A 21,548-nucleotide genomic window follows, 5' to 3' on the forward strand; every position below is an offset into this window, starting at 1 on the left:
GTCCTTTCGGGGTGGTTCTGTTTCATCGCCGGGTGCGGGTCCGTCTGTGGCTGGTCGCGCCCGCGCGGCGGTAGCCGCATATCGAGCACTGCCCCGCGCCCCTAAAAGACCCTTGGCCAGCCGTTCTTTGCCCAGCTCAGCCTATTGAGCCCCAGCTTCGGCGTGCCCTCGGCCTCCGCGTCGTAGTAGTGGTACGCCAGCCAGTCCTGGCCACGGTCATGGAAGACCGACTGGCCGCCCGTGCCGACGTACCGTCCGTGGCCGGCCAGCAACAGGTCGCCGCCGCCCTCCAGCATGGGCGTACCCGTGCTGTCCACGTACGGGCCCGTCACCTTCGTCGACCTGGCCACCCTGATCTTGTACGTCGAGTTCACGCCCGAGCAACAGGCGTCGTACGACGCGAAGAGGTAGTAGTGGCGGCCGTGCTTCACGATGTACGGGCCCTCCACCGCGTACGGCGCGTCCGGTCGCGTCGCCAGGTGGTGCACCGTCGCTCCCGGCACCGCCTTGCCCGTCCGCTCGTCCAGCTCCACCATCCGGATGCCCGTCCAGTACGAGCCGAAGGACATCCACAACCGTCCGTCCGCCCTGATGAGGGCGGGGTCGATGGCGTTCCAGGTGTCGGTGGTCTCGGAGGTGAAGACCTTGCCGTGGTCGGTCCAGGTGCCGGGCAGGCCGGTCGGGGAGGTGGCCACGCCGATCGCGGAGTGGTTGGTGCCCCAGGAGGAGACGGCGTAGTAGAGCCAGTACGTGCCGGCGCGGTAGGAGATGTCGGGGGCCCACGGGTCGCCGGTGTCGTTGTACTCGTACCACCAGCTCGGCGGCTCGGCGAAGGCGTTGCCCGCGTCGTCCCAGTGGACGCGGTCCTTCGACGTGCGGGCGCCGATCACTCCGCCGGTCGAATAGGCCACGTAGCCACCGGACTTGAGGCGGATGACGGTCGGGTCGTGGATGATCTGCTGGCCGGTGATCGGCTGGGGGTCGGGGTAGGTGACGTCCGCCGTGGCCGTGGTGGGCAGCAGGGCGAGGAGGGCCGCGGCGACGACCGCGGCGAGTCTGAGGCGCTTCAACTGCGCAGCTCCTTCGGGGGAGTTACTGGCCCGCGAGGCCGGTGTGCGCGACACCCGCCACGATCTGGCGCTGGAAGAAGACGAAGACGATGATCAGCGGCAGGCCCGCCATGAGGCCGCCTGCCATGAGCTGGGCCCACTGGATGCCGTAGGAGTTCATCACGGTGGCGATGCCGTTCGGCATGGTCATCAGGTCGGGGTTGTTGGTCACCATGTACGGCCACAGGAAGTTGTTCCAGGAGGCGATGAAGGTGAAGATGCCGACCGCCGCGAGGGAGGGGCGGGACAGGGGCAGGACGATGGTGAAGAAGACGCGCCAGCGGCCGGCGCCGTCGATGAACGCGGCCTCCTCCAGCTCGCGCGGGATGCCCTGGAAGAACTTGTAGAGGATGTAGACCATCGCGGCGGGCGCGCACTGCGGCAGGATCATGCCCCAGTAGGTGTCGACCATCCCCATCTGCTGGACGGTCGTGAAGAGGGGGACGCCGAGGACCGCGGGCGAGACCATCAGGCCGGTCATCACGAGGCCCATCAGGGCGCCCTTGCCGCGGAACTCGGTGCGGGCGAAGCCGTATCCGGCGAGCGCGCTCACGAGCAGCACGACGGCCGTCACGCACACCGAGACGACCAGCGAGTTCACGAACCAGTTGGTGATGTTGCCGGTCTCGAAGATGGCCTTCCAGGCCTGGACGGTCCACACCTTCGGCAGCCAGTGCGGCGGCACCTCGACGGCCTCGGTCTCGGACTTGAGGGACGTGAACAGGGCCCAGACCAGCGGCGCGAGGAACACCGCGGAGACGGCGGCGCCGAGGAGGGTGAGCACGATCTGGCTGGGCGTCCAGACCTTGCGGGGCTTGACGCGTATCGGTGCGGCGGTGGTCATCGGCCGCCCTCCTCACGGTTGCGCAGCAGCCACATCCGGGCGAGGGCGACGGCCGCGATGAGCACGAAGAAGATGATGGAGATCGCGGAGGCGTAGCCCACGCGGTAGCTGGTGAAGCCCTGTTCGAGGGTGTACTGCACGAAGGTGCGGGTCGATTCCTCGGGGCCGGGGGTGAAGTCCATCATCACGACGGCCTGGTCGAAGACCTGGAGCGAGGCGAGGATCTGGAGGGCGATGACGAGGCCGGTGATGTTGCGCAGCATGGGCAGCGTGATGTGGACCATGCGGTGCCAGGCGTTCGCGCCGTCCAGCTTGGCGGCCTCGTAGAGGTGCGCGGGGATGCCCTGGAGGGCGGCGAGGTAGAGCAGGAAGCTGAAGCCGACGGTCCACCACAGGGTCGTGATGACGACGGCGAGCATGGCGTACGCCTTGTCGGTCAGCCAGGGCGTCTCGATGCCGAAGACGTGGTTGACCATGCCCGTGCCGGGGTTGAACAGCCATTGCCAGAGGTTGCCCGCGACGGTCGAGGGCAGCAGGAACGGCGCGAAGAAGCACAGCCGCCACAGCCACTTGGCGTGCTCGATGTGGTGGGCCAGCATCGCGAGGAGGAAGGCGAGGACGGTGATGCAGGGCACGACCAGGAGCGTGAAGTAGGCGCTGTGGCCGAGCGCGTCCCACATCAGGGGGTCCTGGAGGGCTTCGCGGTAGTTGTCGAGGCCGACGAAGTTCGCGCCGTCGCCGGAGATGTTGGCGTCCGTGAGGCTGAGGTAGACGCCGCGCAGCAGCGGCCAGATCACGAAGAGCACGAACAGGACGAGGAACGGGGCGACGAACCAGCCGCCGTGCTGGAAGCCCTGCCTGCGGCGGACGGTGGCGCCGGCCGCGGCGGTCCTCGCGCGGGCCGGGGCGAGGACGGTCTGTGCGCTGGTCGTCATGCGACCGCACCTCCCTGCGCGGCGGTCTTGCCGTCCATGGGGTTCTTCATGGCGAGCAGCTCGGTGAGCGTGTTCTTCATCCGGCGGGCGGCGGTCTCCGGCTTGGCGGAGCCCATCGTCGAGGAGACGACGATCGGGCCGACGCGCTGGGCGAGGATGCCGGTGGAGCCCGCGAACCACACCTTCGGCTCGGTGGCCTGGTGGTCCATCGCCGAGGCGTACTCGTTCTGCGGGCTCAGCTTCTTGTACGCGGCCGTGGACAACGTCGGTGTGTAGGCGGGGATGTGGCCGCCGGCCGCCCACTGCTGGGCGTGCTGGACGACGTAGGCGGCGAGCTGGTGGGCGGCCTCGTTCGTGGCGCCGCCGCGCTCGGACTGGTGCGGCAGGACGAAGGAGTGCGACTCGGCGTGGGTGGCCTGTTTGCCGAAGACGGGCGGCAGCGGGGTGGCTCCGTAGTCGAGCTTGGCACCGGAGAAGACGGGCACCGACCAGTTGCCCTCCCAGGTGAAGGGCGCGCCGTTGATGAACTGCTCGCCGTCGGCGGCGCCGGCGGTGGAGTAGCCGTCGGTGACGTGCCGGCGCAGGAACTCCAGGACCTCGGTGGCCTTGTCGGTGTCGAAGGTGACCTCGGTGTCGGCGTCGTTGAAGTAGGTGCCGCCGAGCTGGGTGTAGAACGCGACGAAGAACCACCACATGAAGTTCTGGTCGTTGGCGTGCAGCCCGAGGGTCTGCAGTCCCTTCTTGGTGGCCTTCTTGGCCTCCTTGAGCACGTCGAACCACTCGTCGGTCGAGGTGACCGGGACCATCCGGCCGTCGTCGCCGAGCAGGCCCGCCTTCTTCAGCACGTCCTTGCGGTAGAAGCAGAGCTGGACGTGGATGTCGAGCGGGAGGGCGTAGAGCTTGCCGTCGATGACCGCGCGCTTCCACAGCGCCGGGTTGAAGTCCGCTTCCCGCACGCCGTACTGGGCGAGCAGGCCGACGTCCCAGGGGTCCAGGAGGCGGCCGGGCGAGAAGCCGGTGACCCGGCCCAGGTGCATGACGCCGAGGTCCGGTGCGCGGTTGCCCGCCGCCGCCATGGCGAGCTTGGTGTAGAAGGGGCTGCCCCACTGGAGGGTGGAGTCCTTCACGTCGATGCCGGAATTCTCCTTACGGAAGGCGTCCAGCATCGCGATCATGTTGTAGCCGTCGCCGCCGCTGAAGAGGTTCCAGTACCGCACGCGCGTCTGTGAGCCGCTGGCGAGCGCGTCGGCGCCGGTCCCGAGTGCGGCGAAGCCGAAGCTGCCCGCGACCGTGAGTCCGCCCGCCGCGGCCAGGAGTTGCCTGCGGTTCAGGCCAGGTTGTCCCATTCCCTGCCCTAACTGTTCGATATTCCGGATCACGCTCGTAACTTCGAACGGGACCGTAGGTTCGAAGCGCTTGCGCGTCAATGGGGCGGACAGAAAGGGCCGCACCGAAAACCCGGCCGAAAAGAGTCGGCAAGGCTTTCGAAAAGTGATCGTTCCTGATTGAACAACGGTCGCGGGATCGCATGACGCGGACAGTTGTGGGCGCGTAATCTCGGACGAGCCGCCGAACGGCGGTGAGAAGGGGGAACGATGGACATCGCGGGCGCGCGGAGGACTGCGTCCCGGATCGCCGCGGCGCTGCGGATCCCGCGGCGCGGCGCCACGATGCGGGGCCTGGCGGCCGACCTCGCCACCGCCCTGCGCGCCAGACCCCGTCCCCCGGCCGACGTCCGCGAGTTGTGCGCGGCGCTGTGCCAGGAGATGAGCGTCCGCCGCGGCGGGCGACCCCTGGAGCTGCGCTTCGAACGGTTCCCCGACGAGCTCGAAGTCACCGGCCTGTGGGTGGAGTTCCACGACTTCGACCTCGTCATCGTCGAGGAGCGGGCCGAGGCCGTGCAGCAACTGGTCATCCTCGGCCACGAGTTGTGGCACATGCACGCCGCGAACACCCACCACCACGTGGCCGGTACGGCGGCGGCGCACGCCCTGGCCGACCAGCCCGGCTGGAAGGACGTGGCGCTGACCGTGGCCGCCCGCGACGGCTCCCGCGAGCGGGACGAGGCCGAGGCCGACGACTTCGGCCACCGCCTGGCCGCCGCCTTCCGGCCCCTGCTCTCCTCGGGCGGGGACACCCGCCTCGACCCGGTGCAGCGGTCCCTGGGCTACCGCGGACACGGAGGTACGGCGCGGTGAGCACCGCCTTCGCACCAGTGGGCAGCGCGCTGCACCTGGTGGCGGGTCCGGCGGCCCTGGCGCTGGACACGTCCCTCGGCGAGCTGAACCTCACCTTCTGGGTCCCGACCGCGGTCCTGACCGCCGCCCTGGCGATCAAGCTGCCCAGCATCGTCAAGATGTGGCGGGACCCGCTGCTGCGCGCCGTCGGCGGCCTGCTGCTCTTCGCCTGCGCGGTGTTCGTCTTCGCGGCCCCGGGCACCGTCGCCTGGACCAACCGGGTCACCGGTGTCCCGAACATCTCGTCGCCCTGGGTGTACTCGCTGATCACCACGCTCTGCGCGTCCTGGCTGCTGCTGATCATCGCCTGGCGCAACGGCCTCACCGACCGCACGGAGCGCACGCGCCGCGCCACCCGGTGGGTCGTCGCCGTCTACGCGGGGGTGATCGTCGCCCTGTGGGTGCTCTTCGCGTTCGCGGACGCCCCCGTGGAGCGGCTGCGGGACCTGGACACGTACTACGCCAACACGCCGTTCATGCGCGAGGAGATCCTGCTCTACCTGACCGCGCACACGGTGGCCTCCACGGTCACCGCCCGGCTGGTGTGGAACTGGATCCGCACCGACGGCCTCGACGCCTGGCTGCGCTGGGGGCTCCGGCTCCTCGGTATCGGCTTCACGACGAACCTGTTGTTCGCCGTGTTCAAGCTCACCGCCATCATCGCCCGCTGGACCGGCCACGACCTGGACTGGCTGTCCACCGACCTGGCGCCGCTGGCCGCCGGTGTCGCCGCCACCCTGGTCGCGATCGGCTTCATCGTCCCGCACGCCGGCCAGTACCTGCAGGAACGCTGGCGCGTCCGGCTCCGCCACCGGCGCCTGCGGCCCCTCTACCTGCTGATGCGGACCGCGGCGGGCGGCCGCGAGCCGTTCACCCTGCGCGCCACCGCCGAACTGCGCCTGATCCGCCGCGAGACGTTCATCCGCGACGGACTGCTCCACCTGTCCCGGCACCTCGACGAGAACCTGCGCGTACGGTCCTACGAGGCCGCCGTCGCCCTCGGCTTCGAGCGCGGCCGTGCGCAGGCCCTGGCCGCCGCCGTGACGATCCTGGACGCCGCCGCCGGACCACAGCGGTCCTCGGGGGGAGCGTCGGAGGCCGCCTCCGAAGAGCGGTCGCCGGAACCGGACACCACCTATCTGCTGCGGGAGATCCAGGCCGTCTCCGAAGCCCTTCGCCGCCCCGACGACCTCAAGGCGGTGCGCGCCCGCGCCGCCGCCCCGGCAGAGAGCGTGTCCGCGCATGACTGAACCGCCCGCCCCCGTCAGAACCGCCGTCGTCCTGGGGGGCTCCCACACGGGCATGCTCGCGGCGCGCGCACTGGCGGAGTCCGCCGACCGGGTCGTCGTCGTAGAACGCGACGTACTGCCCGAAGGCCCCGAGCCCCGCAAGGGCCTGCCGCAGGCGAGGCACGCCCACATGCTGTGGTCGGGCGGCGTACGGGCCGTGGAGGAGCTGCTGCCGGGTGTCACCGAAGTGCTCCGGGAGGCCGGGGCGCGCCGGGCGCCGGTCACGACGGACATGGTCGTCATGGGCCCGCGGGGCTGGTTCCGGCGCTGGCCCGAGTCCCACCACGTGATCCTGGCCGGCCGGGATCTGCTGGACGCGACGATCCGCGCGCGGGTCCTCGCGGACGAGCGGATCGAACTGCTCGACGGGGCCGAGGTGGTGGGCCTTGAAGGTACGGCGGCCGCGGTCACCGGCGTGCGGGTACGGGTGCGCGACGAGGGCGAGCGGGTCATCGATGCCGGCCTGGTCGTCGACGCCACGGGGCGCGGCTCCGGGGCCTCCCGGTGGCTGACGGCCCTCGGACTGCCCGAGGCGGAGCGGCGGGAGGTCGACTCGGGGCTGGTGTACGCCAGCCGTCTCTACCTCGCCCCCGACCAGGCCCGGGACGGCTATCCGGTCGTCAACGTGCAGCCCGACCCGCGGGACGAGGGCCCGGCCCGGGCGGGCTTCCTGCTGCCCATCGAGGACGGCCGGTGGATCGTCACCCTGAACGGCACCCGCGGCGGCGAACCCTCCGCCGACAACGACGACTTCGTGCGGTTCGCCCGCGAGGAGCTGCGACACCCGGTCATCGGCGAACTGCTGGAGCGGGCCGAGCCGTTGACCGACGTGTCCGTCACCCGCACGACCCTCAACCGCCGTTACTTCTACGAGCGGATGCGGGCCTGGCCCGAGAACTTCACCGTCCTCGGCGACGCCCTCGCCGCGTTCAACCCGCTCTACGGCCACGGCCTCGCGGTCGGCGCCCAAAGCGCCCTGCTCCTGCGGAACGTGATCCGGCGTCAGGGCTGGGGCGCGCCGGGACTGTCCCGCCGTATCCAGAAGGCGGTGGCCCGCCCCGCCGCCGCGGCCTGGGACCTCGCCATAGGCCAGGACGTCTTCTACCCCGGCGCCACGGAAACCGGCCCCACCCTCCGGGACCGCATCCTCGCCGCATACGTCGGCCGCCTCATGTACACGGCCACCGGCAACGGCCGAATCGCCCGCCGCGTGACCGACGTGACGTCCCTGGAACGGGGCGCGGCGGTCCTGCTGACCCCGCCGGTACTGCTGGCAGCGACCCTGGGACCGCTCAAGCCACCACTGAACGGCCCCCCGCTGACAGCGGAGGAACGAAAGGCGGCAGGGCTGGAGTGACACGCCCGTTGACTCGCGAGCAATCGGCCCACCGAGGCGACGAACAGCCAAAGCCGCCACTGCGGGCAACCATCCCGCCGAGAACAACGGACAGCCAAAGCCGCCAGGCTGCGGGCAACCATCCCGCCAGGGACGACGGACAGCCAAGGCCGCCAAGCTACGAGCCGCCACCCCGCCACAGGCGAAAGACAACCCAAGCCATCAAGCTGCGGGCAGTCATGCCGCTGAGGGCGGCGGACAGCCAAAGCCGCCAGGCTGCGGCCCGCCACCCCGCGCGGACAACGCACAGCCAAAGCCGCCAGCCTGCGGGCAGTCGTGCCGCCGGGGCGGCTCCCGACCCAAAGAGGCGCGGCACCCCATCAGCGCCGGGCTGCGCGACCCACCCCCCGGCGCCCACAATCCCGCCAGCCTGCGGACAATCGATGCCACCATGCCGCGGACAGTCGACGCCGCCAGCCTGCGGGCAGTCGCACCGCCGGGGCGGCTCCCGACCCAAAGAGGCGCGGCACCCCGTCAGCGCCGGGCTGCGCGACCCACCCCGCCCCGCGCCGACACGCCTCAGCCTTCGAACGCCGGTTGCTGCAGTCCCTTCCCCGCCCCCCGCACCACCAGCAGCGACCCCGCCACCGGATGCGGCGCGGACAACCCGACCCGGGCTGTCGTGATGTACAGGTCGGTCAGGTCGGCGCCGCCGAACGCGCAGGCCGTCACGCGGGGTGTGGGCAGTTCGATGACGCGGTCCAGCTCGCCGTCCGGCGTGTACCGGCGTACCGCCCCGCCGTCCCACAGCGCGACCCACACACAGCCGTCGGCGTCGACAGTGAGGCCGTCGGGGAAGCCCGCGCCCTCCTCGATCTCCACCAGCGGACGCCTGTCGACCGGCCGCCGTCCGTCCACGAAGTCGAAGACGTCGACACGGCGGGTCGGCGAGTCGATGTAGTACATCAGCCGCCCGTCGGGACTCCACCCCGTGCCATTGCTCACCGCCACGTCGTCGAGGACGACCTCGGCCGTGCCGTCACCGGTGACACGGGAGAGCGTGCCGCCGCCCGCGGCCTCGTCGTAGCGCATGGTGCCGGCCCACAGGGAGCCGTCGGGGGCGACGGCGGCGTCGTTGGCGCGACGGCCGGGGACGGGGTCGTGGTGCAGCCAGCGGAAGGTGTCGTCCTCGTCCAGCAGCCCCACCCCGTCGCGCAGGTTGAGGACGAACCCGCCGCCCGCGCGCGGCTTGACCGCGCCCACGTGCTGCTCGGTGGTGCGGGACGTACGCCGGCCGGAGACCGGGTCGTACGTGTTGATCCGCGAGCCCAGGATGTCGATCCAGACGAGCCGGCCGCCCGCCGCGTCCCACGTGGGGCCCTCGCCGAGGGTCGCCTCCGCCCGGACCGCCACCTCGTACGCGTCCGTCATGCCACGCTCCGGTAGCCGAGCCGCTCGGACAGTTCGGCGGCGCCCTTCGCGGCGAGCTGCTCCAGCTCGATCCGGCGTTCGTCGCTCCAGCGGATCATCGGCACCGAGATGGACAGCGCGGCGACGACCCGGCCGGTGCGGTCGCGGACCGGCGCGGCCACGCAGGAGACGTCCGGGTTGGACTCACGGCTCTCCACCGCGATCCCGCGCTGCCGGATCTCGGCGAGGGCCTCGCGCAGCGCGTCCGGGTCGGTGATGCTGTTGGGTGTCATCGCGAGGAGGTCCGCGTCGCCCGGGACCCGCGCGCTGAGCTCGTGCTCGGGGAGGGAGGCCAGCAGCATCTTGCCGACGGAGGTGCAGTGGGCGGGCAGGCGCCGGCCCGCCGCGGAGACCATGCGCACGGCGTGCGTGGAGTCCACCTTGGCGATGTAGATGACGTCGGTGCCCTCCAGGATCGCCACGTGCACGGTCTCGTCGCAGGTCTCGGCGACCGAGCGGGCCACCTGCTGGCCCTCGGCGGCGAGGTCGAGCTGCTCGGCGTACCGGCTGCCCAGCTGGTACGGCCGTACCCCGAGCCGGTAGCGTCCGGGCTGGCCGGGCACCTGCACGATGTACTGCCGGGCGGCGAGCGTGGTGACCAGCTCGTGCACGGTGGTGCGCGGCAGCTGGAGCCTGCGCACTATGTCGGGGGCGGAGAGCGTCCCGTCCCCGTCGAGGAACAGCTCAAGAATGTCGAGAGCCCGGGTCACCGCAGGTACAAGACGTCCCATGACCGGCCCCCTCCCTTGTATCTAAGAAGTCTGTGTTCGAAATTTCAACAGACGATCGGCATGACGAACACAGGCTAGTCACATGCGTTTGCCCGGGCAATGGGCGCGGGTGATCGGACGCCCCCGATCGCGCGCGGACGTGCTGCTCAGCCCCGCCCCCGCAGCTCCCCCAAGGTCCCCCGCAGCCGCTGCGCCCGCAGTACCAGTTCCAGCTCGAAGCGGCGGTCCGGGTCGTCGATCCCGGCGCCCCACAGTTCGCGGATCTGGCGGAGCCGGTAGCGGACCGTCTGCGGGTGGACGCCGAGCCGTGCCGCGACCTCCGGTGCCCCGCCTCTGGTCTCCAGCCACGCCAGTAACGTTTCCGCGAGTCGTCGGCGGTGGGTGGGGCCGCAGTGGGTCAGGGGGGCGAGGCAGCGCAGGGCGAGGTCGTCGATGAGTTCCTCGGGCTGGAGGAGGACGAGGGCCTCGGTGTGCTCGGTGCAGTACAGGACGCCGCCCGCCGGGAGCAGATCGCGTTCCATCAGGCGTACGGCCGCCTCGGCCCAGCGCAGCGACTTCGCCGCGTCGGCCAGGGGCACCGGCGGGCCGATCGCCCCGGCCCATCCGGTCAGGGCCCGGTGCAGCAGTTCCGGGCGGCCGGCGGCGTCCGGCTCCGGGACGACCATGCGGGGCTGCTCGTACTCCATGTCGAGCAGCACCCCCTGCCCCACGGCCGGCGCCACCGCCTCCCGCGCCGGGCGCAGCAGTACGCCCACCGCGACCTTCCCGGGCAGCGGCCAGCCGATGCGGGCGGCGCGTTCGGTGAGGGCGTCGGCGGGGTCGCCGCGGTGGTGTTCGGCGAGCAGCAGTTCCATCAGGCGGCGCTGGAGCCTGAGCCGCTCACCTGCCTGCCGTGCCGCCGCCTCCGCGTAACCCCGTACGGACTGGTCGACCAGTCCGTCCAGGTACTCGTAGCCCGCGTCCACCAGCTCGTACATCGCCGGGGGCGGGATCTCCACGCGCTGGCCGATCTCGGCGAAACGGCGCCAGGCCAGCCGTACGCCCATGCGGTAGATCGCCTGGAGCGAGTCGAGGCTGCGGCCGCCGAGGCCCTCGCCGCGGCCGAACTCCTGGAAGACGCCGGGCGGTACGGTCGGGCGGCCCGCCGAGTGGTCGGAGTGCTCCAGGTGCTGGACGAAGACCTCGATGGCGCGGCGGATGCCGATCAGGGCCATCGGCTCGCCCGACTCGTCGAGGACCTCGGGCAGATGCGGGTACTCGCGGCGGATCTCGCTCAGGATCTCCTCGGCGAGCGCGGGCGCCTCCGCCATGGCGATCGCCGCGAACCGGCGGACCTGGAGGCGGGGCACCTCGTGCCAGGCCGAGCGGGTGGTGATGGTTGCCGGACGGGACGTCACGGGTCAACTCCCCTGGCCCGCTTGCTCATACGTGATCAAGGGGGTGTTGGGCTGGTCGGGCGTCGCTTCGAGGAGCGCGACGACGCCGAGGGCCGCGCCCACGGCGAGGGCGGCGCCGAGCGCCACGGCGAGTGCGGCGGCAAGCAGTCTGGACATCGCAGGGTCAGCCTCTCTGTCCGGCACGATCCGGAGGTCCCACCCCGGCGTTCCGCCCTGCCTGTCGGGCCCAGTGTCGACAAGCATTGACACTCCGTCAAGGGGGGCTTACGGTTCCCGGCCCAAGGGCCCTGTCGTCACGCTCCCGTCAGCCCCGCGGCGTCCGGCACGCGCATCTGCGGCGTTGTCGCAGGTCACCGACGCTCCGCGTCAGCTCCCTCCGCCACCTTGCCGTCGCACGCACCAGACGCCGCGGGGCCCGCCCTCCGGGCGGACGACAGGAGCCGACGACAGGGCCGGAGCGGCCCGAACTCCGTCATCCCACGCCTCAGGAGTGCCCGGATGCGCCGTACAGCCTCACCTCTGTCTTTGATTCTGCTGGGACTCGGCACGTTTCTGCTGGTGCTGGCACCCCTGTTGGCCTGGTACGTGCAACCGCGGGCCGCCGTGAACCCCATCGACATCGACACCACCGCCGTCTACCGCGGCACGGGCAGCGTCTTCGACACCGAGCGCGTCGAAACCGTGCCCGACCAGCGGATCACCGTCACCCAGCGGGTGCGCGGCAACGTCGCGGAGAGCGAACGCAGCGGCAACGCCGTGTGGGACGTGACGACCACGGTCGACACGGACAAGTCGCTGCCGGCCGCCGATCCGCACGACGCGCTGGACTTCGTCCCGCACCGCTGGGTGATGGACCGAAAGACCACCGAGCCGGTGCACTGCTGCAAGGAGACCCCGTACATCGAGGGCGAGGCCTATCTGAAGTTCCCCTTCGACGTGCAGAAACGCTCTTACCGCTGGTGGGACAACACCCTGGGCGGGACGGTCATGCTGAGCTACCGGGGTACCGAGAAGGTCCAGGGGTACACGGGTTACAAGTTCACCGGGACCGTCCCGCCGACGAAGGTCGGCAGCCGGCTGGTGCCGGGCGCGATCGTCGACCAGCCCGACCGGCCGCAGGTGCTGGCCGAGGAGTGGTACTCCAACCACGGCTTCGAGCTGATCGTCGACCAGGCCACCGGCCGCGTGATCTACGCGCAGACGGGCCCGAAGCGGACGCTGCGGGCGCCCGGCGCGGACCAGGACGCGGCGGTCCTGCTGGACAGCCGGAAGATCGCCTTCACCACCGCGACGCAGAAGGAGGCGGTGCGGCAGGCGAAGCAGGACAGCGGACAACTGCGCGCGGTGGGCGTGACATTGCCGATCGGTGCTGCTGTGGCCGGATTCGTTCTGGTGGTCGTGGGGGGCGTTTTGGTGGTACGGGGGCGTAGGCGTCCCGAATCCGATGAAACACCCGATACGTCCAGGGTCCCCCTCACGATATGACGTGACGTCAGCTCCAACAAAGCCGGAAATTGTCACTTCCGTGAGTAGCCGTGGCGAACGGCTGGGCGAAAACTGTCCACCCCACCCCGAACACAGTCCGTCCACACCCGCCTCGCAAGAGACCCTCAGATCCCCCACAGGAACCGAAAACCCTCTTCCCCCACGCTGAGTTCCGCACCCTGACACGAGTTGGAGCACACATGCCCCAGCACGTACCACCCACGCTGCGCCCCCCGCTCCCGCGGGTGTCGCAGCACTCCTCGGCGCTCCCCCCACCTCCGCGCCGAATCGTTTTCCTTGCCCATCGCGATCTGGACAACCCGGCCGCCGGCGGCTCCGAGCTGCTGGTCGACCGGCTCGCCGACGGTCTGACCCGGCTGGGTCACGAGGTGACCCTGTTGTGCGGCGGTCCCGCCTCCTACCGGGACTACCGGGTCGTGTCGGCGGGCGGCGAGTTCGGCCACTACCTGCGCGCCCGCTCGGCCTTCGCCCGTCAGGTCGGCGACTGCGACCTGCTGGTCGAGGTCTGCAACGGCATGCCGTACCTGGCACCCCTCTGGCACCGCGGCCCCACCCTGTGCCTCGTCAACCACGTCCACACCGACCTGTGGAAGATGCGCTTCGGCGGGCCGCTGGCCCCGGCCGCGCGCATCGGCCGAAGACTCGAGCACTGGGCGCTGTCCGGTGCCCAGCAGCGGAATCTGCTGGTCGCCGTCTCCCCGTCGACGGCCCACGCCCTGCGCGCGATCGGCGTGGAACGCGACCGCATCCGGGTCGTGCACAACGGCGTGGAGGAGCCCGGCCCCCGGGCCGACCGTTCCCCCGACCCGCTGTTCGTCGCGGTGGGCCGGCTCGTCGAGTACAAGCGGATCGATCTGCTGCTGAGGCTGTGGGAGCGGGTGCGGCCGGTCACCGGCGGCCGGCTGCTGATCGTCGGCGACGGGCCGGAGCGGGAACGCCTGGAGCAACTCGCCGGTCCCGGCGTGGAGTTCACCGGGCATGTCTCCGAAGCCGAGAAACACCGTCTGCTGTGCGAGGCCTGGCTGCTGGTGCACCCATCCGCGGTGGAGGGCTGGGGCCTGGTGGTCACGGAGGCCGCCGCCCGGCAGACCCCGTCGATCGCCTTCGACGTACCGGGCCTGCGGGACTCGGTCGTGGACGGCGTGACGGGTGTCCTCGCCCACGGCGAGTCGTCGTTCGCGGCGGCCTGGTGCACGCTGGCGCTGTCGGGACATCGCCGGGAGCTGATGGGGAAGGCCGCGCGCGACCGGGCGGCGAGCTATCGCTGGGACCGGACGGTGCGGCAGTTCCGGGCGGTGGCCGCGGAGGCGGTGCGGAGCTGGGTGCCGTGACGCCTATACGCCGTGGAGGTAAGGCCGTCTCGCGAGTGCCGGTCGTTCGTGGCTGGTCGCGCAGTTCCCCGCGCCCCTTTCGGGGCGCATCACCGGACCGGAAATCGAAGGATCCCTCCTTTCGCCGTTCCCTCGCCCTCTTCCGGGCCTTCCTGCGCGAGCAGGAGGACCCGGAAGCCTGTTACTCACTCCTCGCCCGGGACGCCGTCGACCAGGTGGAGGCCTACGACGGTCCGGTGGCCGGCCGTACGGTCGTGGACGTCGGTGGTGGCAGCGGCCACTTCACCGAGGAGTTCCGCAGACGTGGCGCCCAGGCCCACCTCTTCGAACCGGACGTACGGGAGCTGGGCGAGAAGCCGCCCGAGGGGACCGTGATCGCCGACGGCTATCTGCTGCCCCTGTACGACGGGGTCGCCGATGTCACTTTTTCGTCCAACGTCCTTGAGCACGTGGCCGACCCGCAGACCTTCATCAGCGAGCTGGTGCGGGTGACCCGCCCCGACGGGCTGATCTATGTGTCGTTCACCAACTGGCTGTCCCCGTGGGGCGGCCATGAGTGGGCGCCCTGGCACTACCTGGGTGCCGAGCGGGCCCGCGCCCGCTACCGGCGCCGTACCGGAAAGGCCGCCAAGCACACCCTCGGCGAGAACCTGTTCGCCGTGCACATCGGCCCGACCCTGCGGCAGGTGCGCGCCCGTGACGACGTCAGGATCGTCTCGGCGCGCTCCCGCTACTGGCCGTTCCTCGCGGAGACCGTGGTCAGAGCCCCCGGGATCCGCGAGGTCGCCACCTGGAACCTCCTCCTCATCCTCCGGCGGTGTCCACCATGACGACGTCCACGGTCCAGGCTCCTCCCCCGGCAGCCGTTCCCACCACCGCGATCATGTCGCGCCCTCCCGAGGGCCCGAGGTCGCGACGCTGGCTGCTGGGGTTCTGGGCCGTGGTGTTCGTGCTGTTCCTGGCGGTGCAGCCGGGCCGCCAGACCTTCGACACCAAGCTCGGCGTCACCACCGACCCGGGCCGCTTCCTCGCCGACCTCGGCCAGTTGTGGCACGACCAGGGCTCGTTCGGCGGGATCCAGGACCAGTACGTCGGCTATGTGTGGCCGATGCTGCCGTTCTACTGGCTCGGCCACGCCGTGCAGCTGCCGGTGTGGCTGGTGGAACGGCTGTGGCTGTCGCTGGTCGTGTCGGTGGCCTTCTGGGGTGCGCTGCGGCTGGCCGAGCGGCTGCGCATCGGCAGCGGCGCCTCCCGGCTGCTCGCCGCCGTGGCGTACGCGCTGTGGCCGGTGTTCACGATCGTCGTCGGCTCCACGTCGGCCGCCGCGCTGCCCGGCGCGTTCCTGCCCTGGGTCCTGCTCCCGCTCGCCGACGAGCGCTACAGCGCCCGGATCGCCGCCCTGCGCTCGGCGTTGATCATCCCCTTCATGGGCGGCGTCAACGCGGCCTCGACCCTGGCAGCCCTGCTCCCGGTCGGCCTCTACCTCCTCTCCCGCCCGCCCTGCCCGAGACAGCGCAAGCTGATCGCCTGGTGGACGCCCGGCGTGATCCTCGCGACGGCCTGGTGGTGGATCCCGCTCCTCCTGCTCGGTGCCTACGGCGAGAACTTCCTTCCCTACGTGGAGAGTTCGCAGACCACGACCGAGACCATGTCGGCGACGGAGGCGCTGCGCGGCGCCGGCAACTGGGTCGCCTATCTGCACCTGGTGGACGCCTGGCTGCCGGCGGGCTGGACGGTCGCGTCCTCGGTCGTGGTGATCCTCTGTTCGGCGTTCGCGGCCGGGCTGGGGTTCGCGGGGCTGGCCCGGCGGGACCTGCCGGAGCGGCGCTGGCTGGTGCTGACCGCGCTGACGGCCGTACTCGTCCTGCTCGCCGGGTACGGCGGCCCGTTCGGCGCCCCCTTCCACGGGGCCGTGCAGGACTGGCTGAACGGCGGCCTCGCGCCCTTCCGCAACATCTACAAGTTCCAGGTGGGTCTGGCCCTCGCGCTGGTGCTGGGCCTCGCCCATCTGGTGGGCGTGGCGGCCGAGCCGCGCGGTGCCCGCCAGGTGCGGGGCCGCCGTTTCGCCCCGCTGATCGCGGCCGTGCTGATTCTGCCGGGTCTGCTGTGGCCGTACCTCAACGGCTCGATCCTCCAGCCGGGTTCCTTCCAGGAGCTTCCCAAGTACTGGCAGTCCACGGCCGACTGGCTGGAGAAGTACTCCCCCGACTCGCGCGCCCTGGTCGTCCCGGCGACCGCGCACGGCATATACACCTGGGGTTCCCCCATCGACCAGCCCCTCGACGTGCTCGCCGAGTCCCGCTGGGCACAGCGCGACTACGTCCCCTTCGGCACCCCCGGCAACCGGCGCGCCATGGACGCGGTGGAGGAGGCGCTGCTGACGGGCAGTCAAGTCCCCGGCCTGGCCGACTACTTGAGCCGGGCGGGCGTCTATTACGTCGTCGTCCGCAACGACCTCGACCCCGACCAGATCGGCAACGTGCCGACCTCGACGGTGAAGCGGACCCTGGAGCAGTCCGGGTACCAGCGGGTGACGGGCCTCGGCCCGCTCATGACCGGCGGCAAGATCCAGCCCGACACCCCGCTCCAGGTGGAGGGCCTGTACCCGAGGCAGCGGGCGGTGGAGATCTACCGTCCGGCGAGCGAGGACGTGCAACGGCCCGGGCAGGCCGGGCTGACGCCGGTCGCCGACACGGCCGTGGTCTCCGGCGGCCCGGAGGCGCTGCTGCCGCTGGCGACCGAGCTGCGGGGCCGGGCGACCGTCCTGACCGGCGACAACCATCCCGGGCTCGGTACCCCGCCGCTCCAGGTGGTCGGCGACGGGCTGCGCCGTGCGGACACCCGCTTCGGCCTGGTCAACGCGAACACCTCGTACACGTACACCCGCGACGAACGCAACGCGTCCGGCGCCGCCCAGGACGCCGGCGACAAGCCGCACCAGATCCTGCCGACCACGGGCCAGGACCACCAGACGGTCGCCGAACTGCGCGGCGCCCGCGAGGTCACGGCGTCCTCGTACGGCAACTGGCTCTTCCACCTGCCGCAGTTCGACCCGGTGAACGCCTTCGACGGCAACCCGGACACGGCGTGGACGGAGGGCGTGGCGGGTTCGCCGAACGGGCAGTGGCTGCGGATCGGCTTCACGGAGAACTACGACATGCCGTCGTCCTTCAAGGTCACGCCGTTGCCGCAGGAGAGCGTGCGGTCCGCGCCGACGCGGGTGCGGGTGGAGACGGAGAAGGGGTCGGTGACCAGCTTCCTCCGCCCGGACGGCTCGACGCAGAGCGTCAAGGCGCCAGAAGGCGCGACGAACTGGATGAAACTGACGATCACCGACTCGGTGGCCCGGCGGGCCGGGCTCGCGGGCGCGGGCTTCACCGAGATCGACCTGCCGGACGTCCAGGTCACCCGCCTGCTCCGGCTCCCCACCGACGCCGCGAAGGCCGAGACCACGGCCGCCTCCGCCGAGGTCATCTCCCTGCACCGCACCGCCGACCCGGCCGGGTTCTCCCCGACCGGCACGGAGGCGGGCCTGCACCGCCGCTTCTCGACGGTGACGGCGGGGACGTACGACGTCAAGGCGAGCGCGGTCCCGGTCACCGGCGAGGAATTCGACCGGATGCTGTACGAGATCGCGCCCGACCAGGCCGGCCGCATCACGGCGACCGCCGACTCCACGGCCGCTCTCGGCGCGGGCCTGTCGGCGCGGAATCTCACCGACGGCGATCTGACGACGGCGTGGATCGCGGGCGACCGTCCCACGATCCATCTGCGCTGGCCCGACAAGCAGCCGGTCGGCGAGCTCGTCCTGCCCGGCGCGGGCGGCCTGTCCGCCCGGCCCACCGAGGTCGACATCAGCTCCCCCGACGGCGCGGTGATCGCCGGCGTCGACGAGAACGGCTGGGTCCGCTTCCCGCCGATCACCACGGACCGCCTCGACATCACCATCACCGAGACGGCCCCGATGACCCTGCACAACCCGGTCGCCGACGAGGACCTGCAACTGCCGGTCGGCCTCACCGAGGCGTACATCCCGGCCCTCGACCGCTACCGCACACCCCAGCCGGCGGCCACACGGACCTTCTCGCTGCCCTGCGGGTCCGGGCCGGTGCTGGCGGTCGACGGGGAGCTGTATCAGACGAGCGTGAAGGGGACGGTACGAGACCTGACCGAGCGCCGGCCCGTGGACGTGACGCTCTGCCAGTCCGGCCCGGCCGACAGCGAGTTGGAGCTGACGGCGGGCTCGCACCGGGTCGAGGGCGGCGACGCGGGACCGCTCGCGCTCACCGACGTGACACTGACCCGGGGCACGGTCACGGCACCCACGCCGGTCGCCCGTGACCTGCGGATACGGGACTGGCTGGGCGACCAGCGCGCGGTCACGGTCGGCTCGGGCGCGGCGTCCTACTTCACGACCTACGAGAACTTCAACGACGGCTGGAAGGCAACGCTGAACGGCAAGGAACTGTCGCCGGTACGGCTGGACGGCTGGCAGCAGGGCTGGCGGATCCCGGCGGGGGCCGGCGGCACCGTGAAGCTGTCGTACGAGCCCTCGACGACGTACGACGCCGGGCTGATCGGCAGCGGGGTGGCGATCGTCGGGCTCGCGGGCCTTGTGCTCTGGCGGCGCCGGTCCCCCAACCCGGACGACCCGCAGCCGCTGCCGCCCGCGCCCGGCGTGTGGCTCGGCGCGGTGGCGCTGACGCTGGTCGGCGCGGTGATCGCCGGGTGGTTCGCGCTGCTGGTCCCGGCGCTGGCGCTCCTCGCGTACCGACGGCATTCGCTCCTCGTACCGATCGCGTTCGTGGCCCTCGCGGGGGCCGGGATCGCGGCGGCCGTGGGTGCCGGGAATCCGGTGGGCGCGGAGGAGGGGGCGTTCGGGCCCGCGGCCCAACTGCTGGCGTTGATCGGGTTGTTCGCGGGACTGGTGAGCGTGTGGGAGCGGCCCAAGACGCCTGTGGCCGTGGCGTCCGAGGCGCCGACGCAGCAACTGCCGCCGGTGGAAGTGACCAAGGGGAGGAGCGAGCCCGCATGACCAGCACTCCGCTGCGCATCCCGTTCCCGGTGGTGGACGAGGTGGCCCGGCACTGCCTCCAGGAGGAGGAGCCGGAGACAGTCCACATCGAGGTGCACCTGCCCGGCCGGCTGGACCCCGTACGCCTGCGGAAGGCCTTCACGGAGGCCCTGCACCGGCACCCGCGCATCCTCATGCGGGAAGCGCCGGGTCGGTGGTACCGACGCCGCTACGAATGGGAACTGACGGCCGAACCGGACGTGGAGGTGGTCAGCTTCCCGGCACCGGGCAGGGACGCGCTCCGGGACGCGCGGACCCGGGCCCTGGTGGAGGCACCGTCACTTTCGGCTTCGCCGCCGGTGCGGTTGGAGGTGGTGGAGGGGGCGGGGCCGGTCGAAGGCAGCGAGGCGACGGACGCGGTCGGCGTATCCGCCGGAGCGGCGGGCAGTCGTGCCGCCGCGTCGGCGCCCTTCCCGGCAGCGACAGGCGGCGCCCCGTGGACAGCCACAGCCGCCGCAGCCGGCGGCATTCGCGCTGCCGGGCCGGCGCCTGCCCCGGCCGCGGCGAGCAGCATGCCGGCAGGCGCTGCCGTCGGCGCCGATGCCCGCACATCCGCCGCAGCCGCGGGCTGTCGTGCCGCTGGGGCGGCTCCCGACCCACACAGAGCGGCACCCCGCGAGCGCGGGCAAGCGCCCCCACCCCCCGGCAGCAGCCCTGGCCCACGCCCCCATGGCACGGTGCTGTTCCTGACCATCAACCACACCGCCCTCGACGGCCCCGCCTGCCTCCGCGTACTCGCCACCGCCGCGGAGCTCTACGGCGGCAAGGACAACGCCCCCGCCGCACCACCCGTCCGCACGCCCGAACCCCCGCAGGGCCCCCCGGACACCCCTTCCAACTGGTCCAAACCCGCCCGCGTGGCCCCCGGCGCCCCGGAACCCTCCCCCGGCAACGGCCTCCTCGTCACCGAGCTCCCCCTCCCTCACCGCCCCAAGGGCTCGCCCTACACGGTGAACGACCAGCTCATGGTCACCACGGCACTCACCATCGCCCACTGGAACAGGGAACACGGCGCCCGCCCCCGCCCCCTGCGCATCACCATGCCCGTGGACGACCGCCCCCGCGACACCACCATGCCCATAGGCAACGGCACCCGCCTCGTCGAAGTCCCGTTCGCTCCGCACGAGTTGGACCATCCCCCGATGCCCGACCTCCTGCGCCGCACGGCGACCCGTACCCGGGCCCTCAAGTCCCTCCCCCGCCCCCAACTGGGCCACGGCGCCTCCCTCCTGACCGCCCCGGTCACCCCCGTGGCGTGGCGGGCCGCGCTCACCAGGGGGCTGCGCAGGGCCGCCGCGCCATGGACGTCGACGACCCTGCTCAGCAACATCGGCCGGATCCCGTACCCCCTGGACTTCGGCGAGGAGGCCGGCCGCGCGCACGCCGTGTGGTTCTCCGCGCCGGCCCGGATGCCCCGCGGCCTCACCGTCACCACCGCCTCCACCGCGGGCCGCCTCCACCTCGCCCTGCGCTGGTCGCGATCCCTGCTCGGCCACGGCGACGGAGCCCATCTGCGGGACCTCTTCGAGCACTACCTGCACACCACGGAGGCCGGCGCATGACCACCACCGCGCAACTCCCCAAGGAACTCCGGGACTTCTACGAGGATCCCGCCGTACCCGTCGCCTCCGGCGCCTCCCGGTCCCTGCGCCAGGCCCGCATGCTGGCATCCGCCCTCGGCACCGGGAAGGCGCACACGATCCTCGACATCGGCTGCGGCGACGGCACCGCCGCGGCCACCGCCGCCCCCCTCCTCAAGGGCCACCGCATCGTCGGCGTCGACTGGTCCCAGGACGCCCTGAAGCGTGCCCGCGCCCACCTGACGTACGCGATCCGCGGCGAACTCACCGGCGAGGGCCTGCCGTTCGGCACCGGCTCCGCGGACGCCGTTCTGTTCAGCGAGGTGATCGAGCATCTCGTCGACCCGGACGCCGCGCTCGACGAGATCCGCCGCGTCCTGCGCCCGGGAGGCCACCTCATGCTGTCCACCCCGAACCTGGCCGCCTGGTACAACCGGGCCCTGCTGCTGGCCGGCGTGCAGCCCGTGTTCTCGGAGGTCAGCCTGCGGGCGATCCACGGCCGGCCGGGCACGGAAGTCGTCGGCCACCTGCGTCTCTACACCGCCCGCGCGCTGCGGGAGTTCGTCGGCGCGGCCGGCTTCGAGGTCGTACGGGTCGAAGGCGCTCCCTTCCACGGCGTACCGCGTCCGCTGCGGCCGCTGGACCGGCTGGCCTGTGCCAGACCGTCCCTCGCGTCGATCCTCCTCCTTCACGCCCGAAGGACGTAGGC

17 protein-coding genes are annotated in these 21,548 nt (G+C 71.8%); 9 read left to right on the plus strand and 8 right to left on the minus strand.

The window, feature by feature from the left end; all coding sequences use genetic code 11:
- Window positions 1–101: 101 nt before the first annotated feature.
- The 4 genes from AC5P09_RS09085 to AC5P09_RS09100 are packed head-to-tail and all read right to left on the minus strand — an operon-like array spanning window position 102 to window position 4,234.
- The gene (locus AC5P09_RS09085; RefSeq protein WP_493873340.1) at window positions 102–1,070 is read right to left on the minus strand and encodes an arabinan endo-1,5-alpha-L-arabinosidase; all 969 of its coding nucleotides are present in this window, start codon (window positions 1,068–1,070) and stop codon (window positions 102–104) included.
- Window positions 1,071–1,092: 22 nt separating this feature from the next.
- The gene (locus tag AC5P09_RS09090; protein ID WP_307674564.1) at window positions 1,093–1,953 is read right to left on the minus strand and encodes a carbohydrate ABC transporter permease; all 861 of its coding nucleotides are present in this window, start codon (window positions 1,951–1,953) and stop codon (window positions 1,093–1,095) included.
- On the minus strand, window positions 1,950–2,888 hold the full coding sequence (locus AC5P09_RS09095) for a carbohydrate ABC transporter permease (protein WP_493873341.1): 939 nt from the start codon (window positions 2,886–2,888) through the stop codon (window positions 1,950–1,952). The genes AC5P09_RS09090 and AC5P09_RS09095 overlap by 4 nt, the downstream gene beginning before the upstream one ends.
- Window positions 2,885–4,234, minus strand: a complete 1,350-nt coding sequence (locus AC5P09_RS09100) for an extracellular solute-binding protein (protein WP_493873342.1) — start codon at window positions 4,232–4,234, stop codon at window positions 2,885–2,887. Before AC5P09_RS09100 ends, AC5P09_RS09095 begins: the two co-directional genes overlap by 4 nt.
- Window positions 4,235–4,483: 249 nt before the next feature.
- On the opposite strand from AC5P09_RS09100, the gene AC5P09_RS09105 reads away from it, so the two are divergent.
- Genes AC5P09_RS09105 through AC5P09_RS09115 form a run of 3 tightly spaced genes read left to right on the plus strand, consistent with a single transcriptional unit; the run spans window position 4,484 to window position 7,771 of the window.
- The gene (locus tag AC5P09_RS09105; protein WP_493873343.1) at window positions 4,484–5,086 is read left to right on the plus strand and encodes a toxin-antitoxin system, toxin component family protein; all 603 of its coding nucleotides are present in this window, start codon (window positions 4,484–4,486) and stop codon (window positions 5,084–5,086) included.
- Between the two features lie 38 nt (window positions 5,087–5,124).
- Window positions 5,125–6,375, plus strand: coding sequence for an MAB_1171c family putative transporter (locus tag AC5P09_RS09110; protein ID WP_493873510.1), 1,251 nt, complete (start codon window positions 5,125–5,127; stop codon window positions 6,373–6,375).
- Window positions 6,368–7,771: an NAD(P)/FAD-dependent oxidoreductase gene (locus AC5P09_RS09115; RefSeq protein ID WP_493873344.1), complete on the plus strand. Its 1,404-nt coding sequence runs from the start codon at window positions 6,368–6,370 to the stop codon at window positions 7,769–7,771. Before AC5P09_RS09110 ends, AC5P09_RS09115 begins: the two co-directional genes overlap by 8 nt.
- A gap of 558 nt (window positions 7,772–8,329) precedes the next feature.
- On the opposite strand, the gene AC5P09_RS09120 is transcribed toward AC5P09_RS09115, so the two are convergent.
- From AC5P09_RS09120 to AC5P09_RS09135, 4 genes are all read right to left on the minus strand, one after another.
- Window positions 8,330–9,181: an SMP-30/gluconolactonase/LRE family protein gene (locus AC5P09_RS09120; protein WP_493873345.1), complete on the minus strand. Its 852-nt coding sequence runs from the start codon at window positions 9,179–9,181 to the stop codon at window positions 8,330–8,332.
- A complete protein-coding gene (locus AC5P09_RS09125) occupies window positions 9,178–9,951 on the minus strand; it encodes an IclR family transcriptional regulator (RefSeq protein WP_493873346.1) in 774 nt (257 codons plus the stop codon). Before AC5P09_RS09125 ends, AC5P09_RS09120 begins: the two co-directional genes overlap by 4 nt.
- A 146-nt stretch (window positions 9,952–10,097) precedes the next feature.
- A complete protein-coding gene (locus AC5P09_RS09130; RefSeq protein ID WP_493873347.1) occupies window positions 10,098–11,348 on the minus strand; it encodes a PucR family transcriptional regulator in 1,251 nt (416 codons plus the stop codon).
- A 3-nt stretch (window positions 11,349–11,351) separates the two neighbouring features.
- Window positions 11,352–11,504 (minus strand): hypothetical protein, encoded by a 153-nt coding sequence (locus tag AC5P09_RS09135; RefSeq protein WP_266439968.1) that lies wholly within the window; start codon window positions 11,502–11,504, stop codon window positions 11,352–11,354.
- Window positions 11,505–11,846: 342 nt separating this feature from the next.
- Here AC5P09_RS09135 and pgfA point away from each other — a divergent pair, with 342 nt between their 5' ends.
- The 6 genes from pgfA to AC5P09_RS09165 all read left to right on the plus strand — a co-directional run bounded on the left by pgfA (window position 11,847) and on the right by AC5P09_RS09165 (window position 21,546).
- On the plus strand, window positions 11,847–12,833 hold the full coding sequence (gene pgfA, locus AC5P09_RS09140) for a cell envelope lipid trafficking protein PgfA (RefSeq protein WP_493873348.1): 987 nt from the start codon (window positions 11,847–11,849) through the stop codon (window positions 12,831–12,833).
- A 200-nt stretch (window positions 12,834–13,033) separates the two neighbouring features.
- Window positions 13,034–14,185 carry a glycosyltransferase family 4 protein gene (locus AC5P09_RS09145; RefSeq protein WP_493873349.1) on the plus strand — a complete coding sequence of 384 codons (1,152 nt, stop codon included), beginning with the start codon at window positions 13,034–13,036 and terminating at the stop codon, window positions 14,183–14,185.
- A 35-nt stretch (window positions 14,186–14,220) separates the two neighbouring features.
- Complete coding sequence (locus AC5P09_RS09150) at window positions 14,221–15,015, plus strand: class I SAM-dependent methyltransferase (protein WP_493873350.1); 795 nt, start codon at window positions 14,221–14,223, stop codon at window positions 15,013–15,015.
- Window positions 15,012–19,220 (plus strand): DUF3367 domain-containing protein, encoded by a 4,209-nt coding sequence (locus AC5P09_RS09155; protein ID WP_493873511.1) that lies wholly within the window; start codon window positions 15,012–15,014, stop codon window positions 19,218–19,220. Before AC5P09_RS09150 ends, AC5P09_RS09155 begins: the two co-directional genes overlap by 4 nt.
- Window positions 19,217–20,821, plus strand: a complete 1,605-nt coding sequence (locus tag AC5P09_RS09160; protein ID WP_493873351.1) for a condensation protein — start codon at window positions 19,217–19,219, stop codon at window positions 20,819–20,821. The genes AC5P09_RS09155 and AC5P09_RS09160 overlap by 4 nt, the downstream gene beginning before the upstream one ends.
- Entirely contained in the window at window positions 20,818–21,546 is a 729-nt protein-coding gene (locus AC5P09_RS09165; protein ID WP_493873352.1) for a class I SAM-dependent methyltransferase, read from the plus strand. Before AC5P09_RS09160 ends, AC5P09_RS09165 begins: the two co-directional genes overlap by 4 nt.
- The last annotated feature ends 2 nt before the right edge of the window (window positions 21,547–21,548 follow it).

The sequence above is a fragment of the Streptomyces sp. a15 genome (genome assembly GCF_059026085.1).